This window comes from Oceanobacillus aidingensis (assembly GCF_042654105.1).
GTDB lineage: Bacteria > Bacillota > Bacilli > Bacillales > Amphibacillaceae > Oceanobacillus > Oceanobacillus oncorhynchi.
In genome coordinates this window covers 152,217-170,826 of record NZ_JBHSFT010000008.1, presented here as the reverse complement: position 1 = coordinate 170,826, position 18,610 = coordinate 152,217, and the positions used below count along the sequence as shown (strand labels likewise).

Here is an 18,610-nt window from a genome sequence, read left to right as displayed (position 1 = left end):
TCTAACACGATTTGTGATTTAAATTCGGCTGTATATCTTTTTCGTTTCATATACCTACCTTAACATCTCCTTTTTTCGTGTCTAGATTCTTGGGTCCATTATATTCAGAGAACAAAAGTTATGTTGAACGAGTGGAACATCTTCTTCAATCTAGCTTAAATAATGCATTTATTGAAGCGTTTGAGTATTCTTATGAAGAATTTAATTTGGTCGTAGGATGTCTAATAGATACATATGATAATCTAGAGAAAATAGTATGGATTGAAGAGAAGGACAAACTAATTCGAAAGTTATTTAGTGGTTTAAACAGGGAAGTCAGTGAGTCTAAAATTATGTTAATATTAGATTCTATTACTCTTTGGGAAAGAGCTGAGTATTTAACTCCACCAACAGGATTTGAAAAATTGGATATCTTCCCTTGGAGGTTTAATCGGCAACTATCGTTTATTAGAAGACCTCTTATAATGCATGGTAATAAATATATGTTCGGTATTAGGAATGTCATATATACTCGCAAATATTTAATGCGTCTGATTTGGGGAGGACGTTTAAAAACAAATAGTCATAAGATGAAAGATGTTATGTCTAAGTTGCGGAATATACTAGGCGATGAATTTAATGATAGAGTAAAAAATATACTCGAAACATATCCCGACTTGCAAGTTGAAAAAGGTGTATCTAAGATCAGAAAACAACATATTTCTGATGAAAAAAATAATACTTTAGGTGATATAGATGTTTTTGCTATTAATCAAAAACAAAAGAAGCTATTTATTATTGAAACCAAAGATTTCAGTTTTTCAAGAAATCCATATGAGTTAGCTATGGAACAAGAAAAGGTTTTTACAGGAGATAAAGCTTTTTTAATCAAACACTTAAAAAGAAGTGATTGGATTCGTAAAAACTTAAAATATATTATTAATCATTATGGTTTAGAAGATGGGGATTGGACAATTGTTACTATGTTTGTTGTTTCAGAGCATTTGATGACTAAAGATTTGGTAGATACTAAGGGTGTTAAATTCGTTTCGCTGAAAGAACTAAATTATAGCTTGTTCAATTAGATTTAAAATTATATAAAGCAGTCCATTCTGATTTCGTGTGTATTTTTAGATATGAGAGTACTAAAAATCATTTAAAACTGTACTTATTGGAATATTTCTCAATTCATTTATTTCAAAGTAATTTGCTGTGAGCAATAACTCAATAAAATTTTTAAACAACAAGTTTCAAAACTAAACCCTGCTAAGAAAAATCTTAGCAGGGTTTTAAAGAAGTATCAATCTATATAAATTGATATAAAAACATAAAATAATGCAATTTTAATGCAATAAATGCAAATCGCAATTCAGAGTTATTGCTATAAAAATTTGATATCTTTTACAAAAGACGTTTCAATTGAAGCGTCTTTTTTAATGAGGATAGAGAAATAACAGAACAATAGAATTAGGTTTCTACTTTATTTATATCTCTTAATTAACTAAAGGAGTTTCTTATAGTTGATTTGATCAAGATAGAGCAGTTGACGTTCTTCTTTATTTGACAGAAGAACTATGTCTATCGGTATTCCTAATATTCTTTGTAACTGAATCCGTAATGTTCTTCTTAGCCGAATAAGCTTGATAATTTCTTTGTAAGATCTATTTCTATATACAATCAATAAGTCAATGTCATTTGGAGTTTGTGTATTTAGAGATGAACCAAATTGATAAATACTAATCTCATCGAACTCCATCGTAATATTTTTCTCCATCATGATATCCAGAAAAATACTCTTCAGGTTTTGCAAAGTTAAGTGCTCCCATCAATTCACCAAATAAAAACAGTCCTTTACCTATGCTTTGAGAGTATTCCTTAGCTTCAAGAGTATATCCATTCCATGATGAAATAGTTACAATGGCATCGATATCATAAGTGCTAGAAAACTCCATTACATCTGCCAAACTAACAGTATATATATTGGTAAGATATATTTTATAATTCCGTCCATCATCCAATTCAATAGAATAATAATATTCATTTAGTTTTTTTAAATCTATTACTTTATTATGTTGTCTTATAGACTTTTCAAAAAAGTCAATACTTTCTGGTCTAGGGATATCACTACTATTCACCATCTGAATCACCATTTTCTAAGATAATATTGGTAATCATTTTACTAAATGATTGGGGAAAAGTCTTGTAAGCAGTGCGATCAATACGATTGGTATGATTAAGTTCAAAAATTTGTACATGCTCTTCGAATTCAATAAAAATTTTAAACTCAGAAGTAGTAAACAGTGAACTGTTTTGATGAAATAACTCCACTATTTCATCGTTGTTTTTAAAAATTTCTTTTTTCCGTTCATCCCAAGCCGTTTTTACAGACATACTTAGGGGATTACGTATTGCTGTTTCAGAGTATGGACCAAAATTACTCCATATTAAAAAGTTTCTTTTCAGTAACAAGTTAGCTTTATCACATATTTCTACCTTCATATCTGATTTTTCTATGAGTTCGAGTAAAGGTATTTCTTTTCTTACGAACTTTAAAATTTCCGACTGTTCTGAGAGCGAGAGAGACATAAATTTTTCTACCAAATCTTTTGTTAAATAAATATCCTTAACTGGATCGAACTTGACTTTATATGGATTAGAAAGTTCATTTGATTTTATCCTAGGATTTTCTTTACCTATAAAAATAAATTGGATTCGATAATCCTCTAAACTATACTGCTTAAGAATTTCTTTTTTTAACGTGTTTTCAATTTTTTGTTTAGTACAGGTCGCTGAAACTTGGATAATTAGTTTGTTACCTTTATCTATTAGGTCAATAGCTTCATGGTTAGATTTTTCAAAGTTTGCATTCGTAAGCTCTAAACCAAAAAGTAAATTAAATAAGTGATAAAAAAAGTTTTCGGAATGGACTGATAGATCATTTAAATTTAATTTTCCTAACAATTCAACTTTTCTATTTAAAAAGACTAAATGTTCACTAAATAGTTTCACGTTTTCTATTCGGTTCATTCTTGAATTATTCCCCCGTTTTAATTTTTGAGTGAACTTTATTACCTTGGAGACTATCAAAACAATTATTGTATAAAACATCTATATATCCCGTTTAGAATTTCATAACATAATTGAATGACATCTAAATAGAGGGAATTAGATTATAAGATTAGGAGTGAAATACACTTGATAGATAACATGCTTAAAAAGAATTATAACACAAATTTAAAAATTGGTAGCCTTTTTGATGGAATCGGTGTCTTCCCCCTCTCTGCTTCCCGTTTTGGAATTAGTCCAACATGGGCAAGTGAGATTGAAAAAGCACCTATATCTATTACAAAACGACACTTTCCTAACATGATTCATTTTGGAGATATTACTAAAGTAAATGGTGGGGAAATTCCACCTGTTCATATCATTACATTTGGTTCACCTTGTCAGAACCTATCCAATATTGGTAAACGAGAAGGTCTTACTGGAAGTCAATCCAGTTTATTTTATCATGCAATACGAATTATAGAAGAAATGAGGTGTGCAACGAATGAAACATATCCAGTTATCGCTGTTTGGGAAAACGTCATGGGAGTTTTTTCATCAAATAACAGGCTGGATTTTAAGGCCGTGCTTGAATCGTTCACAAATACCGAAATTCCAATACCTACTTCTGGAGTCTGGGCAAACGTTGGAATGGTCCGAGGGAATGATGTTGATATCGCCTGGCGATTGTTGGATGCCCAATATTGGGGAAAGCCCACACTCGCTCAAAGAAGAAGACGTATCTTCCTCGTGGCAGATTTTGGAGGAACACGTGCCACAGAAATATTATTTAAAGCCCGCGATTTGCAATCGGTTTTTACGTCTAGCGGAGAGAGCAGGCTGTCCTCCCCCACTACCAGTAGAATATCTTCTCAAAAAGCAAGGTGGAAAATACCCGTCGTCCGACCCTTTCAAGAAAGACGCATGCGAAGTACAGCCAAAGAAAGAAATAAAAAAGGATTTCATGGAAGTTTCGGAAAAACAAACGATCCCTTCCCTACTTTGTTAGCGGGATCAGTCAATAACTTTTCTTTTTGGTACGAAGGGAAAGAAAATGAAGGCTATATTCGGCAACTTACGCCATTAGAATGCGAACGTTTAATGGGTTTGCCAGAAGGCTGGACAGCTTTAGGGAACAAAGGTGAAGCGATTAGTGATTATGCGAGATATAAAGCAATTGGAAATGCGATTGCTGTACCATGTGCCGAATATATTATGGCTGGTATTGCTGAAGTTTTATAGATAATCAAAACAACGTATGACAAATTCTATCTGTCATGCTTTTTTTATTGCCTAAAACAAGGTGGTGTGTGATTTATATGGAAGGAAATGAAGGAAATGAAGCAAAAGTGATGGATTGGATTAGCAATCATTTTGATTTGAATGAAATAGAGATTGAAGACCTTCCATTTTTTCCCTACGGAAAATTGATACGTGATAAAAACGAAGAAACCATGGTTGTTTTTTGGTGTGTGATTTATGGACGTGTAGATTATCGACTACAAGAAGCATAGGAGTGATTGATAAATGAAAGAGTATTTTTCCCGTTCCCCTCCCCTCTCCCCTTGGTTACTTATAAATAACAAAAATTAAAACAAGAAGAGAGGTTTATATAATGGAGTTAAAACACGTCATTCCAAATATGGAAAAAACGTTTGGAAATTTAGAATATGCTGGTGAAGGTAAGGTGGAACAACGTCGTATAAATGGTCGCATGACAACACTTGCACGTAGTTATAACCTGTACTCTGATATTCAACGTGCAGATGATATTGAGGTGATTTTGCCGCAAGAAGCAGGAGAAAAGTTTTTTGAACATGAAGAAAAAGTGAAGTTAGTCAATGCTAAAATCACTGCTGAAGGCTATAAAATTGGTGATCGTGGTTTTACAAAATACATTTTACATGCTGACGACATGGTCAAAGCATAAGGAGGAAAAAACATGAGATTAGCAGAAGGAATTGTCATTGATAAAGAAAAGACATTCGGATTATTAAAGTTTTCGTCATTACGTCGGGAAGTGTTTCTACAAAATGAAGATGGCACAGTATCAACGGAAGTAAAAGAACGCACCTATGATTTAAAGTCTCGTGAACAAGGACGTATGATTCAAGTCAGTATTCCTGCTTCTGTTCCATTAAAAGATTTTGATTATAATGCGGAAGTGGAACTCATTGATCCTGTCGCAGATACCGTCGCAAATGCAACTTTTCGTGGGGCGGATGTGGATTGGTATATTAAGGCAGATGATTTAATTTTAAAAGGGAAAACAGCTTCGCCAGGCACTAACACTCATAAATCCACTCCACCCAAAGATAAGTAATGAAATTTTACCGAAGAAGAGGGAAGCGAATCCGACCAAGTGACGCCTCTCTCTTTTTTCAATTTATTTTCTTTGGACCGTTTGGTGTATGGCTTGTTTGCTTTATCCCTTTTCATGTAAAGTTTTTACTTTCTACAACGTGGGAACTTGACTCATTTCAAACACATTTTGTAAGTAGGTATGGGTTAATATCATTAATCATTAGTTTGGCCATGGTGATAATTTGTGCTTTTGTTTATTATCGTTATCGCTACAATCATCTCAAACAGTTGATGCATCGTCAAAAGCTCGCAAAGATGATTTTAGATAATCAGTGGTATGAAACAAAACAAGTGATGAATGAAGGTTTTTTCAAAGATATACCATCTAGTAAGGCGAAGGAAAAAATCAGTCATTTTCCTAAAATGTATTATCGGTATGAAAAAGGCATGATTCATATTCAAGTAGAAATAACACTTGGTAAATATCAAGAGTCATTGTTAAATTTAGAAAAGAAGTTATAAAGTGGGTTATATTGTGAATTAGTGTCAAAAGAATTACATGATTCCTATGTAGAATACGTTCTTTTTTATGACATGATTGCGAACCGTATTTCGATTGATGAAGTCATTGCGAAGAATGGTAGCTTAAAACTCATGAATGAGATGGATTGGGAGTATGATCAGTTGCCGCATATGTTGATTGCTGGCGGAACAGGTGGTGGAAAAACGTATTTTATTCTTACGTTGATTGAAGCACTGTTAAAAAACAATGCGAAGTTATATATTTTAGATCCGAAAAATGCCGATTTAGCCGATTTAAGTATTGTCATGCCTGATGTCTATTATAAAAAGGAAGACATGATGGCAAGTATTGATCAATTTTATGAAGATATGATGGCTCGAAGTGAAGAAATGAAACAGATGGAAGGATATAAAACAGGAGAAAACTATGCTTATTTGGGCTTAGCTCCTCATTTTTTAGTTTTTGACGAATACGTCGCATTTATGGAAATGCTTGCTTCTAAAGAAAGTACAGCTGTATTAACGAAACTAAAACAGATTGTGATGTTAGGTCGTCAAGCTGGATTCTTTCTGATTCTTGCCTGTCAGCGACCAGATGCAAAATATTTAGGCGATGGAATTCGTGATCAATTTAATTTTCGTGTTGCGTTAGGAAGAATGTCAGAACTCGGATATGGCATGATGTTCGGTGTGCGTCCGTACGGGCATGTAATGAATGTGTATTGACAATACACTAGGGTTGAAGATACGAAAAGTTTCTCCCTATTAACAACCAACTTATCTGGAATGGAAACTGAACAGGGAGTGTAGCATGTTGGTAAAGCCATAAGTTAGATGAGCTATCCATCTAAGACTGAATCGGCAAGTTAAAAAATGTGAAAACGAGGATGAAAGCTATACTGCTTGAATGGTAGTCTGTCGGGGGCACTCATCCCTATAACGGAACGATAGATATATACGTTATATTGAAATGGATAGAATCGGTAGATCCGAAGTCGATTTTATACGTATCTCCATTTCTTCGACCACGGTATAAGTGGCATACAGATGAAACACACATCCGACATTTTACAAAGTCAGTCATTACATGTGCTAAACGGGGATTGCCTAAGTCAGAACGCTTGAAATAAGCTATGTGCAATCCTGTATAGCAGGGATAAATTTCAAGAGTAAAATCAAGAAAGATGGCACTGAATATCTGATAAGGTAACGGAGATTCCGTAGTAGTCAGAGCTGGGGAAAGCCTAGTACAGGGCGAAGGGAATCAGCTTATTCTGTTTAAAATGACAAAGGAAGGAGCGTGAGGCTTCATGAGAAGTCCTGAAATTATTTTAGACAATCTAATGAAATGTGCAAAGAAAGAAGATTACAAGTTTGAAAGGCTCTACCGTAACTTGTACAACCCGAAATTCTATTTAATGGCGTACAGTAAGTTAGCGCCTAATAGTGGAAATCTAACGGAGGGTGTCAATTCAGAAACGATAGATGGATTCAGCATGGAACGGGTTGACAATTTAATTCAGCAATTAAAGAGTAAAAAATATCAACCTCATCCGGCTCGAAGAACTTATATCCCTAAGAAAAATGGGAAACAACGCCCATTAGGAATCCCATCTTTCAATGACAAGCTTGTACAAGAGGTAATTCGCTTACTATTGGAAGCAATCTATGAGCCAAATTTTCAAACCTCTTCACATGGCTTTAGACCAAATCGAAGTTGTCACACAGCACTTACAGAAATATCAACAACGTTTACGAGTAGTAGATGGTTTATTGAGGGAGATATTCGTGGCTTTTTCGATAATATAGACCATCAAATAATGACTCAGTTGTTGAAGAAGAAAATCAATGACGATAAATTCATTCGCTTAATATGGAAATTTCTTAAAGCAGGGTATGTAGAAGACTGGAAGTTTCACAAAACTTATAGTGGAACACCTCAAGGTGGTATCATTTCACCTGTACTTTCTAATATTTATCTGCATGAATTAGATACGTATATAGAGAAATATAAGAACAAATTTAATATTGGAAAGAAAAAGAGAAAAAGTACGGAATATAAAAGACTTGAGGGCAAAATGTACTGGTGGAGAAGGAAAATGAAAACGTTGGAACCTCATTCAGATGAGAGAAAACAGATTGCATTAAAACTCAAAGAAATGAGTAAGCAACTCACTTCCCTACCATATTCAGACCAGTTAGACCCTAAATATAAGCGATTGAAATATGTAAGATACTGTGATGACTTTATTATTGGAATCGTTGGTTCTAAAGAAGAGGCACAAGCAGTCAAAAGTGACTTAGAACAGTTCCTGATGAAAGAATTAAAAATTGAACTATCAAGAGAAAAGACATTGATTACACACACCAATAAGTTCGCCAAATTTCTAGGATATAACATTACAATTTCAAGAGACCAAACACTTCGTAAAGACTCAAAAGGAGTTAAAAAACGGTACTACTCTTATAATTGTAGGCTTTATACGCCCAAAAGCGCCTGGGCGGATAAATTAAAATCACTAGGTGCATTGCGAATCAAAAAAGATGGTACATGGCAACCAATGCATAGACCTGAACTGTTACATCTTAGCGATTTAGAGATACTAAGTATTTATAATGCGGAGATTCGAGGTTTATATAATTATTATGCTCTCTCCTATAATACGAATGTTTTCAATAAGTTTTTGTATGTAATGAAATATAGTATGTTTAAGACTTTTGCGAACAAATATAAATCCTCTATTAGCAAAATTTCAAAGAAATATAAAAGGAATGGTGTGTTTACAGTACAATATGAAACAAAAGCAGGAACACAATCGAGAGTACTTTACAATGAAGTTTTCTCACGCAAAAAGACAATTGAGGCTTCCCGTCAGGTAGATAATCTCCCAGAAGTCAATATTTACACAGGAAGAACAGAATTGACACAGAGATTATCAGCCAATCAATGCGAATGGTGTGGGACGAATCAAGGAATTATGGAAGTTCACCACATCAAGAAATTGAAAGATTTAAAAGGGAAAGCTAAATGGGAGAAAAATATGATTGCACGGCGTAGAAAAACTTTAGTATTATGCCATGAATGTCATGTGAAGTTGCACAAAGGACAATTAGATTGAATAAGTGGAAAGCCGTATACATCGAGAGGTGTACGTACGGTTTGGAGGGGAGTATTTGGAAACCTACCATAGTGATATGGCAAGGCGCTGGGTGCTTACCCTACAGTGACGTGCAAAAACAATTTTTCTTAAAACAGATCAAAGGACGGGGATACGTCGATAAAGGAGATAATGTCATTACCGAATTTTATACACCACTTGTGCCAAAGGATCATGACTTTTTAAAAGAGATAGAGAAACTAGCTCAATGAAGGCTGCCCAGTGCGGCGGCGTGCGAAGCGTAAGCCGTTGTGCTGGGCAAAGCCTGCGTGGCGACAGCCACGCCTTACCCCCCCCGTTTCTAACAGGGGGGTAGAAAAACAATAAGAAACTGTTCCAAAAGCTAATAACACCTGATTGCGCAACGGTTTGGAACATATGGAGAAGATGTCAGCTTTTAACCTTTAGTTGACATCTTTTTTAGTTTGGAGGAATGCATATGAACCAAGTACCTTGGTATCAACAATTAAAGGAAAAACGACTGGAATACGGTGTGTCTCAAAATAAACTGGCTGTTCATATTGGGATTTCAAGACAATATATGAGTGAAATCGAAACAGGAAAAGTAACTCCTTCCGATTCACTACAAGCTGCCTTGTTCGATATTTTAGAACAATTTAACCCAGATGCTCCATTAGAAATCTTATTTGATTATGTGCGAATTCGATTTTTAACGACAAACCCGAAACCAGTTATTGAAGATATTTTGAAACTTAAAATGGAATACATGTTACATGAGGATTTTGCATTTTACTCTTATATGGAACAATACGTTTTTGGTGATATTGTGGTCATGGTTTCTCCTGATGAAGACAAAGGCTGTTTACTTGAACTTAAAGGAAAAGGATGCAGGCAATTTGAGAATTTCCTACTAGCACAGCAACGAACATGGTTCGATTTTTTTATGGAAGTGTTTCGTGTTGGTGGAGTTTTTAAACGAATTGATCTTGCGATAAACGATAAAACAGGGATATTGGATATTCCATTTCTGACTAACAAATGTCGTAATGAAGAATGTATCTCTGTTTTCCGTAGTTTTAAAAGCTATCGTTCTGGTGAACTTGTGCAGAGTGAAGACAAGCCTGACATGGGAAATACGTTATATATTGGTTCTTTAAAAAGTGACGTGTACTTTTGTGCGTATGAAAAGGATTATGAACAATACGTGAAATATGGAACATCACTCGAAGATACGGACGTGAAAAATCGTTTTGAAATCCGTTTGAAAAATGATCGTGCTTACCATGCGGTTGTCGATCTAATGATGTATGAAGACGCAGGACGGACTGCCTTTTCGATCATTAATCGGTATATTCGTTTTGTCGATAAAAACGAGGAAAAACGTCGCAGTAGTTGGAAAATGAATAAGGAATGGCAACGATTTTTGGATTTGGGTGTGAATAGAAAAATTTCATTAACGACAAAGCCCGAACCTTACACTTTTGATAAGACACTCAGATGGCTAGCTCATCAAGTCGCCCCAACTTGGAAACTAGCGACAAAGATAGATGAACTCAATCAAACGAGTGTAATTAAGGATATGTTGGAACAGACAGAGTTATCCAAGCGCCATCAAAAAATACTCATGCAACAAACCATTCCTATAGAGAAAGTGATTCAACCATCATCAGATAACGAATGAATAACTTATGAAGGGAGAAAATCCAAATGAATTTTGGGCAGAATTTATACAACTGGTTTCTAAGTAATGCACAATCGTTAGTATTAATGGCAATTGTCGTGATTGGAATTTATTTAGGCTTTAAACGGGAGTTTTCCAAATTGATAGGCTTTTTAATTATTGCTTTGGTTGCGGTTGGATTAGTCTTTAATGCGGCCGGAGTGAAAGATGTGTTGTTAAACCTCTTTAATCGAATCATAGGGGCTTAAATTATACCGTTTTTTTGTGGAAGATAAGCGGTCTTCTTATGTTCTGCAAAAAAATGGTGGACCAAACGGTAGTGCGGTAGGGATTAACAAGCCTCATTTGTGTATCAGCAGATAATAAGCTGCTGCTTTTTTTATGGTTATTTTTAATAAAAAGGATGTGATAACCAATGGAAATGCAGGTCTATATAGCTAACCTCGGAAAATATAATGAGGGTGAATTGGTTGGTGCTTGGTTTACCCCACCCATTGATATGGAAGATGTGAAAGAACGTATTGGTTTAAATGACGAATATGAAGAATATGCAATTCATGATTTCGAGTTGCCCTTTGAGGTGGATGAATATACGCCGATTTCTGAAATCAATCGGTTATGTGCAATGGTTCAAGAAATCGAAGGCTCTCCTTTATATGATGCACTATCAGAAGTGCAAGGCTATTGGTTTGATAGTTTGGAAGAATTACTGGAACATCAGGATGACATCATTTGTTATTCTGATTGTGAAAATATGGAAGATGTTGCGAGATATTTGATAGAAGAAACAGGCGTACTTGGGGAAGTCCCTGCTAACTTACAGAATTATATTGATTATAGAGCTTTTGGACGTGATCTTGAAATTGAAGGCAGCTTTCTTGTGACGTCACATGGTGTATTTGAATATGTTCAATAGATGGAGAAGCAACTTGTTATTGGACAGGTTGTTTTTTCTATGTGTGAAAGGTTGATTCTATTTGAAAAAATTAAAGAGCTACACACGTATTTGGTCGGTAGAAAAAGTCATCTATGCAATTAATGATTTTCGCTTACCCTTTCCCGTAACATTCAATCAAATGTCATGGTTTGTCCTTTCACTTCTAGTGGTGATGTTACTTGGGAATCTTCCCCCACTCTCTTTTATTGATGGAGCGTTATTAAAATATATCGGGATTCCAGTTGGTTTGACATGGTTTATGAGTCAGAAAACATTTGATGGCAAGAAACCGTATAGCTTTCTCAAGTCCGTATTGACATATTGGTTCCGGCCTAAAGTGACTTATGCAGGAAAACCCGTCAAACTTCAACGTGTGAAGGTAAATGAATCCATCACTGCTGTGAGGAGTGAAGTCCATGCGTTATCCGATTAAATACCTTGAAAATAATCTTGTTTTCAATCATGACGGCGAATGTTTTGCCTATTATGAGTTGTTGCCATATAATTATTCCTTTTTATCGGAGGATGAGAAAATACAAGTACATGACCACTTCCGTCAATTAATTGCCCAGAATCAAGACGGCAAAATTCATGCCTTACAGATCAGTACCGCAAGCAGTATTCGTTCGGTGCAGGAACGAAGTAAAGAGTTAGTGACAGGACGATTAAAAGAAGTTGCTTATGAGCGTATTGATGACCAAACGGAAGCCCTTGTTTCCATGATTGGTGAACATCAAGTAGACTATCGTTTTTTTATCGGGTTTAAACTATTGCTGAATGAAGAAGAAGTCAGTATGAAAGCAATGGGGAAAAACATCAAAAATTCACTTTCTTCATTTGTCCGTGATGTAAACCATCACCTGATGGGAGATTTTGTTTCCATGCCTCATGAAGAAATCAGACGTTTCTCTAAAATGGAATCTTTATTACAAAACAAAATATCTAGGCGTTTTAAAGTACGCCCTCTAGATAAAAATGACTTTGGCTATCTGATTGAACATCTTCATGAACAAACAGGAATTGCTTATGACGAATATGACTATGCCCTCCCTCTAAAGAAATTAAAAAAGGAAACTTTAGTGAAGCGTTATGATCTGATTAAACCGACTCGTTGTTTGATCAAGGAAAACCAACGTTATTTAAAAATCGAACAGGAAGAACAGACGACTTATGTTTCTTATTTTACCATCAACTCGATTGTCGGTGATCTTGAATTTCCATCCGATGAAATCTTTTATTATCAACAACAACAATTCGATTTCCCAATCGATACGTCCATGAATGTAGAAATAGTCACCAACAAAAAAGCCTTGTCTACCGTACGAAATAAGAAAAAAGAACTCAAAGACTTGGATAATCATGCCTGGGAATCCGATAACGAAACAGGCAGTAATGTTATCGACGCATTGGAACAGGTGAACGAATTAGAAGACGTTCTCGACCAAACGAAGGAATCGATGTATAAGTTAAGTTATGTGATCCGAGTTTCTGCCCCTAATTTAGACGAACTTAAACAGCGTTGTAATGAGGTGAAAGATTTTTATGACGATTTAAACGTGAAACTCGTTCGTCCATTTGGGGATATGTTGGGCTTACACAGTGAATTTATCCCAGCTAGTAAGCGTTATATGAATGATTACATTCAATATGTTACGTCTGATTTTCTTGCAGGACTTGGATTTGGGGCAACACAAATATTGGGAGAAACGGAAGGGATTTATTTTGGTTACAACTTAGATACGGGAAGAAATGTCTATCTCAATCCAAGCCTAGCCAGTCAAGGCGTAAAAGGTTCTGTCACCAATGCGTTAGCATCTGCATTCTTAGGTTCACTCGGTGGTGGGAAATCCTTTAGTAATAACCTGCTTGTCTATTATGCGGTTCTTTTTGGTGGTCAAGCTCTCATTGTTGACCCAAAAGCGGAACGAGGAAAATGGAAAGAAACATTGCCCGAAATTGCTCATGAAATAAATATTGTCAATTTAACGAGTGAGGAAAGCAATAAAGGACTACTTGATCCTTTTGTCATTATGAAAAAGAAAAAGGATTCGGAAAGTCTTGCGATTGATATTCTTACCTTTCTCACGGGTATATCGAGTCGAGATGGAGATAAATTCCCCGTATTACGACGAGCGATTCGAGCCGTCGGCCAACAGGAAGAACGTGGTTTACTTCTTGTGATCCATGAACTAAGAAGTGATCCCAATCCTTTAGCAGGCCCTATTGCTGACCATATCGAAAGTTTTACGGATTATGACTTCGCCCACCTTCTGTTTTCAGATGGAACAGTGAAAAACTCGATTAGCTTAGAAAAACAATTAAATATCATCCAAGTGGCAGACTTAGTATTACCAGATGCAGAAACAAATTTTGAAGAGTATACGACGATGGAGTTACTTAGTGTCGCTATGCTCATTGTCATTTCTACATTTGCATTAGATTTTATCCATTCGGATCGCAGTGTATTCAAAATTGTAGATTTAGACGAAGCTTGGTCATTCTTGCAAGTAGCACAAGGAAAGACATTATCTAACAAACTAGTGCGAGCGGGGCGTGCGATGAATGCGGGTGTGTACTTCGTCACGCAAAATGCGGCTGATCTAACCGATGAAAAACTAAAAAATAACATTGATGTGAAGTTTGCTTTTCGCTCTAGGGATATAAATGAAATAAAAAAGACACTTGAATTTTTTGGAGTAGATAAAGAAGATGAAGGGAATCAAAGGAAACTTCGGGAACTGGAGAACGGTCAATGTTTAATTCAAGATTTGTATGGACGTGTGGGGATTATTCAAGTCCACCCTGTCTTTGAAGATTTATTTTATGCTTTTGACACGCGTCCACCTTCACAGGAGAAGAAAGGTGGCGATTAATTTGAACAAACAAAAATGGAAAAAGATTGTCTTAACGGTGGTACTTATTGGTACTACCGTTTTTCTATGCCTTCTTTTACTTGGAACATTTGCCCAAGCTGCTGGGTTGGTTGATGATACGATATCGGAAGACAATCTGTATTCTAAATATCCGCTTGATCATTACCAACTCGATTTTTACGTAGACACAGGTTGGGATTGGCTGCCATGGAATTGGAATGATGGCATTGGAAAACAAGTGATGTATGGGCTATACACAATCACGAATTTCATTTGGATTATTAGCCTGTATTTATCAAATGCGACAGGCTACTTAATCCAACATGCTTATTCTCTCGACTTCATTTCCCAAACAGCAGACGCTATCGGGAAAAACATGCAAACATTAGCTGGAATTACAGCAAGTGGGTTCAGTAGTTCTGGATTTTATGTAGGTTTTTTGCTTCTTTTCATTTTAGTGATTGGGATTTACGTGGCATATACAGGATTAATGAAACGGGAAACGACGAAAGCCATTCGGGCGATCCTAAACTTTTTAGTCGTTTTTATTTTGTCGGCCTCCTTTATTGCCTATGCCCCAACGTATATTGCTAAAATTAATGACTTTTCGGCAGATATTAGTCAGGCAAGTTTAGATTTAGGTACTAAAATCTTGATGCCTAGCTCTACTAGTCAGGGAAAAGACAGCGTTGATATGATACGGAATAACCTCTTTTCTATTCAAGTGGAACAGCCGTGGATGCTATTACAATTTGATGATTCGGATAAAGAAACGATTGGCGAAGAACGTGTTGAGAGCTTAGTTTCTATCAATCCTGATACGAATAACGGAAAAGATCGTGAAGATGCTGTTAAAGCAGAAATTGAAGATCATGACAATAAAAATTTAACGATTACGAAAACGACCACTCGCTTAGGAATGGTCTTCTTTTTATTTCTGTTTAATATCGGTATCTCCATTTTCGTGTTTCTACTATCGGGAATTATGATTTTCTCACAAATTCTATTTATCATCTATGCCATGTTTTTACCCATCAGTTTTTTACTGTCAATGATACCCACCTTTGAAAACGTGGGGAAACAAGCGATTATGAAATTGTTTAATGTGATTATGTTACGAGCTGGCATTACCTTGATTATTACAGTTGCCTTTAGTATCTCATCCATGCTTTACAGTTTAACAACAAGTTATCCGTTTTTCTTGATTGCCTTTTTACAGATTGTGACGTTTGCGGGCATTTACATGAAACTTGGTGACATTATGAGCATGTTTAACCTGCAAAGTAATGATTCCCAACAGGTCGGACGTAAAGTCATGCGTCGTCCTTACCGAATGTTCAATCGGGGTAGTCGGCGATTACAGAGAACAATCGGACGCACCCTTGCAGTGGCGACAGCTGGAGCAACAGTCGGGGCAATGGTTGGAAAATCAAAGCAAACAAAAGGTTCCTTCTCCCCTATTCGACCGTTACAGCGGCTAACATCAACCGCAAAGACCAATAAAGAACGCCAAAATGACAGTACGAAACCAACAACTTTGAGCCAGAAAGTAGGTCAAGTCACAGGAAAAGTGCTTGGTGCGAAAAATCAATTCCGTGCGAATATAAATCATCGTAAGGAGCAATTGCATGATTTACCTACTACTGCTCAATATGCGGTGATGCAAGGAAAAGAACAGCTTACAAAACCTGCCCGTGATTTTAAAGAAGGCATGCGGCAAGCAAAGGAAAAGAGACAAAAAACACATGCAGACCGTCAAGCAAAACATCGTCAAACGATTGCAGATAGGCGGCAAGCATTGGATAAAAAACGTACCCCTTCTCAAAAGACTGCTAGTTATGAACGACCAGTCACGCATGATGTCAGTGAATCTGCACATCAAGATAGATTAAAGAACCCAACTGTCCAACAAAAAGAAAAGACAAGACCTGTTACAAAAAGCGAGTATATGAAGCAATTCAAATTACAACGACAGTTATCCAGTCCAAACAAAAAAGAACATCTGATTGATACAGCTAGCCCTAAAAAAACTATTAAAAAAGGAAACCGATCTCTCCATGAAGAACGTTCTAGACCAAAAAATAGTAGGACAATTATCAAGCATCCTTCTAAACCGTTGAAACGTACAAATCAGAAACAAATCAGTAAGCGTCCAATCCATGCAACTAGGAGGAAACGCTGATGAAAGCCATGAGATTAAAGGTCATGTTAATTGCTGGGGGATTAGGCTTTCTGGCCTTTTTAGGATTGTTAGCATTTGTAGCTATTTTTATATCGAATGAAGAACATTCATCAAATCGTGGTGATTTCATTCATGATATAGGTGATATATCGGTCTCCGAAGATGTGTTAAAACATCAGCCAATGGTAGAAAAATATGCACAAGAATACGGAATTAGTGAATATGTCTCTACCCTACTTGCCATTATCCAAGTAGAAAGTGGTGGAAAGTTAAAAGATGTGATGCAGAGTAGTGAATCGTTGGGGCTTCCGCCCAATTCTTTAGATACCGAAGCTTCTATTAAACAAGGAACAAAATACTTTTCTGATTTATTACACTCCGCAGAAAGAAATGGTGTTGATGGCAATACAGCTATTCAAGGCTACAACTATGGCGGTGCTTTTATTGATTATGTCGCAAAACGAGGAAGCTCTTACTCTTTTGAACTAGCTGAAAGCTTTGCAAAGGAACGGTCAGGCGGCAGTAAAATCACTTATTCCAATCCGATAGCCGTAAAGAAAAACGGTGGCTGGCGTTATCTTTACGGAAATATGTTTTATGTCGATTTAGTGAGTCAGTATTTTATTTCCCCTCAGTTTGATGATGAAATGGTTCAGATTGTTATGGATGAAGCCCTAAAGTATGAAGGTTTCCCCTATGTTTTTGGTGGTGCGAATCCGAATACATCTTTTGATTGTAGTGGATTAACACAATGGAGTTATCGGAAAGCTGGGATTAACTTACCACGTACAGCACAGCAGCAATATGACGCAACCGAGTCGATTTCTTTATCGGAAGCAAAACCTGGGGATTTAGTGTTTTTTCACTCAACATATAATGCAGGAACTTATGTCACTCACGTTGGTATCTACACTGGGAACAACCAAATGTATAATGCTGGCGATCCAATCGGTTATGCAGATTTAACTACTGCCTACTGGCAAAAGCACTTAATTGGAGCTGGACGTATTAAACAATAGAAAGGTTTGAATCAGATGAGAAGATTTTTTAAAAGAAAAGAAAAACAAACGACCGAAACAAAATCCAGAAAAATGAAAGTACGTACTGTCGGTACACGTAAAAAAACAGTAACTCTTTTATGGATATTACTTATTGGTAGTCTAGCCTTTGGAATCTATAAAAACTTTACAGCAATTGATCAACATACCGTTCATGAAAAAGAAATCATTGAAAACGAGATCATCGATACGAATGCGATTGAGAGCTTTACGAAAAACTTTGTGAAAGATTACTACACATGGCAAAATGAGAAAGATTCCATTGAACAACGGGTGGAAAAGATCAGTCACTATTTGACAGAGGAATTACAAGCATTAAATACCGATACCGTAAGAGATGATATTCCTACTAGTTCCAGCGTAGATAATATTGATATCTGGTCAGTGTCACCAGAAAATGATAATACCTATTCGGTTGTTTATTCGGTAGATCAAAAAATTATGGAAGATAAAAATAGCGAAATGGTCCGATCCACCTATCGAATCTTATTACATCAAGATAATATAGGAAACTTAGTAATTATACAAAACCCTACCTTATGGAGCATGCCGAATAAATCAGACTATGAGCCACAACAACCTGAAAGTAATGGTACAGTTGACTCTGATACAGTGCAGGAAGTGACAGAGTTTTTGGAGACGTTCTTTACATTTTATCCGACTGCAACAGAACAGGAACTTGATTATTATGTGAAAAATAATGCTTTACCACCGATTGGTAAGGATTATCTATTTTCAGAGCTAGTCAATCCAGTATTCCAGACAATAGATAATCAAATAAAAGTACGGGTTACCATTAAATATATTGACGAAGCAACAAAAGCAGCACATTTTTCACAATATATACTCACGTTAGAAAAAGATACAAATTGGATGATTGTCGAGTAAAAATGATTTAGTTTATTTACTG

At 36.0% G+C, this 18,610-nt stretch carries 17 protein-coding genes and 2 pseudogenes; 16 read left to right on the top strand and 3 right to left on the bottom strand.

Features of this window, described 5'->3' with window-relative positions; all coding sequences use genetic code 11:
* Positions 1–89: 89 nt before the first annotated feature.
* A complete protein-coding gene (locus tag ACFO3P_RS06425) occupies positions 90–1,064 on the top strand; it encodes a hypothetical protein (RefSeq protein ID WP_379542303.1) in 975 nt (324 codons plus the stop codon).
* Between the two features lie 416 nt (positions 1,065–1,480).
* On the opposite strand, the gene ACFO3P_RS06420 is transcribed toward ACFO3P_RS06425, so the two are convergent.
* The 3 genes from ACFO3P_RS06420 to ACFO3P_RS06410 are packed head-to-tail and all read right to left on the bottom strand — an operon-like array spanning position 1,481 to position 3,006.
* Entirely contained in the window at positions 1,481–1,735 is a 255-nt protein-coding gene (locus ACFO3P_RS06420) for a nucleotidyltransferase domain-containing protein (RefSeq protein WP_379542302.1), read from the bottom strand.
* Positions 1,722–2,114 carry a hypothetical protein gene (locus ACFO3P_RS06415; protein WP_139325377.1) on the bottom strand — a complete coding sequence of 131 codons (393 nt, stop codon included), beginning with the start codon at positions 2,112–2,114 and terminating at the stop codon, positions 1,722–1,724. Before ACFO3P_RS06415 ends, ACFO3P_RS06420 begins: the two co-directional genes overlap by 14 nt.
* Positions 2,107–3,006 carry an SMEK domain-containing protein gene (locus ACFO3P_RS06410; protein ID WP_193063135.1) on the bottom strand — a complete coding sequence of 300 codons (900 nt, stop codon included), beginning with the start codon at positions 3,004–3,006 and terminating at the stop codon, positions 2,107–2,109. Before ACFO3P_RS06410 ends, ACFO3P_RS06415 begins: the two co-directional genes overlap by 8 nt.
* Before the next feature lie 168 nt (positions 3,007–3,174).
* Here ACFO3P_RS06410 and ACFO3P_RS06405 point away from each other — a divergent pair, with 168 nt between their 5' ends.
* From ACFO3P_RS06405 to ACFO3P_RS06335, 15 genes and pseudogenes are all read left to right on the top strand, one after another.
* Positions 3,175–4,266: a DNA cytosine methyltransferase gene (locus tag ACFO3P_RS06405; RefSeq protein ID WP_226894784.1), complete on the top strand. Its 1,092-nt coding sequence runs from the start codon at positions 3,175–3,177 to the stop codon at positions 4,264–4,266.
* A 77-nt stretch (positions 4,267–4,343) separates the two neighbouring features.
* Positions 4,344–4,538 carry a hypothetical protein gene (locus ACFO3P_RS06400; protein ID WP_193063134.1) on the top strand — a complete coding sequence of 65 codons (195 nt, stop codon included), beginning with the start codon at positions 4,344–4,346 and terminating at the stop codon, positions 4,536–4,538.
* A gap of 101 nt (positions 4,539–4,639) precedes the next feature.
* The gene (locus ACFO3P_RS06395; RefSeq protein ID WP_193063132.1) at positions 4,640–4,954 is read left to right on the top strand and encodes a YdcP family protein; all 315 of its coding nucleotides are present in this window, start codon (positions 4,640–4,642) and stop codon (positions 4,952–4,954) included.
* Between the two features lie 12 nt (positions 4,955–4,966).
* A complete protein-coding gene (locus tag ACFO3P_RS06390) occupies positions 4,967–5,347 on the top strand; it encodes a YdcP family protein (protein ID WP_193063130.1) in 381 nt (126 codons plus the stop codon).
* Positions 5,347–6,540: pseudogene (locus tag ACFO3P_RS06385) on the top strand (type IV secretory system conjugative DNA transfer family protein); the annotation flags it as partial. The gene ACFO3P_RS06390 and the pseudogene ACFO3P_RS06385, both read left to right, overlap by 1 nt.
* Positions 6,541–7,160: 620 nt before the next feature.
* Positions 7,161–8,969 carry a reverse transcriptase domain-containing protein gene (locus tag ACFO3P_RS06380; RefSeq protein WP_193063128.1) on the top strand — a complete coding sequence of 603 codons (1,809 nt, stop codon included), beginning with the start codon at positions 7,161–7,163 and terminating at the stop codon, positions 8,967–8,969.
* A 107-nt stretch (positions 8,970–9,076) separates the two neighbouring features.
* Positions 9,077–9,220 (top strand): annotated as a pseudogene (locus ACFO3P_RS06375) (ATP-binding protein); the annotation flags it as partial.
* A gap of 227 nt (positions 9,221–9,447) precedes the next feature.
* The gene (gene mobT, locus ACFO3P_RS06370; RefSeq protein WP_088053210.1) at positions 9,448–10,650 is read left to right on the top strand and encodes a MobT family relaxase; all 1,203 of its coding nucleotides are present in this window, start codon (positions 9,448–9,450) and stop codon (positions 10,648–10,650) included.
* Positions 10,651–10,676: 26 nt separating this feature from the next.
* Positions 10,677–10,898: a hypothetical protein gene (locus ACFO3P_RS06365; protein ID WP_010097509.1), complete on the top strand. Its 222-nt coding sequence runs from the start codon at positions 10,677–10,679 to the stop codon at positions 10,896–10,898.
* Positions 10,899–11,065: 167 nt separating this feature from the next.
* Positions 11,066–11,566 (top strand): antirestriction protein ArdA, encoded by a 501-nt coding sequence (locus ACFO3P_RS06360; protein WP_193063126.1) that lies wholly within the window; start codon positions 11,066–11,068, stop codon positions 11,564–11,566.
* 61 nt (positions 11,567–11,627) lie between these two features.
* The gene (locus tag ACFO3P_RS06355) at positions 11,628–12,020 is read left to right on the top strand and encodes a conjugal transfer protein (RefSeq protein WP_193063124.1); all 393 of its coding nucleotides are present in this window, start codon (positions 11,628–11,630) and stop codon (positions 12,018–12,020) included.
* The gene (gene tcpF / locus ACFO3P_RS06350) at positions 12,004–14,460 is read left to right on the top strand and encodes a conjugal transfer ATPase TcpF (protein WP_193063122.1); all 2,457 of its coding nucleotides are present in this window, start codon (positions 12,004–12,006) and stop codon (positions 14,458–14,460) included. The genes ACFO3P_RS06355 and tcpF overlap by 17 nt, the downstream gene beginning before the upstream one ends.
* Positions 14,411–16,642: an MFS transporter gene (locus tag ACFO3P_RS06345; protein WP_226894783.1), complete on the top strand. Its 2,232-nt coding sequence runs from the start codon at positions 14,411–14,413 to the stop codon at positions 16,640–16,642. The genes tcpF and ACFO3P_RS06345 overlap by 50 nt, the downstream gene beginning before the upstream one ends.
* 8 nt (positions 16,643–16,650) lie before the next feature.
* Positions 16,651–17,661: a bifunctional lytic transglycosylase/C40 family peptidase gene (locus ACFO3P_RS06340; protein WP_193063203.1), complete on the top strand. Its 1,011-nt coding sequence runs from the start codon at positions 16,651–16,653 to the stop codon at positions 17,659–17,661.
* 15 nt (positions 17,662–17,676) lie between these two features.
* Positions 17,677–18,588, top strand: a complete 912-nt coding sequence (locus ACFO3P_RS06335) for a conjugal transfer protein (protein WP_193063120.1) — start codon at positions 17,677–17,679, stop codon at positions 18,586–18,588.
* Positions 18,589–18,610 lie beyond the last annotated feature (22 nt).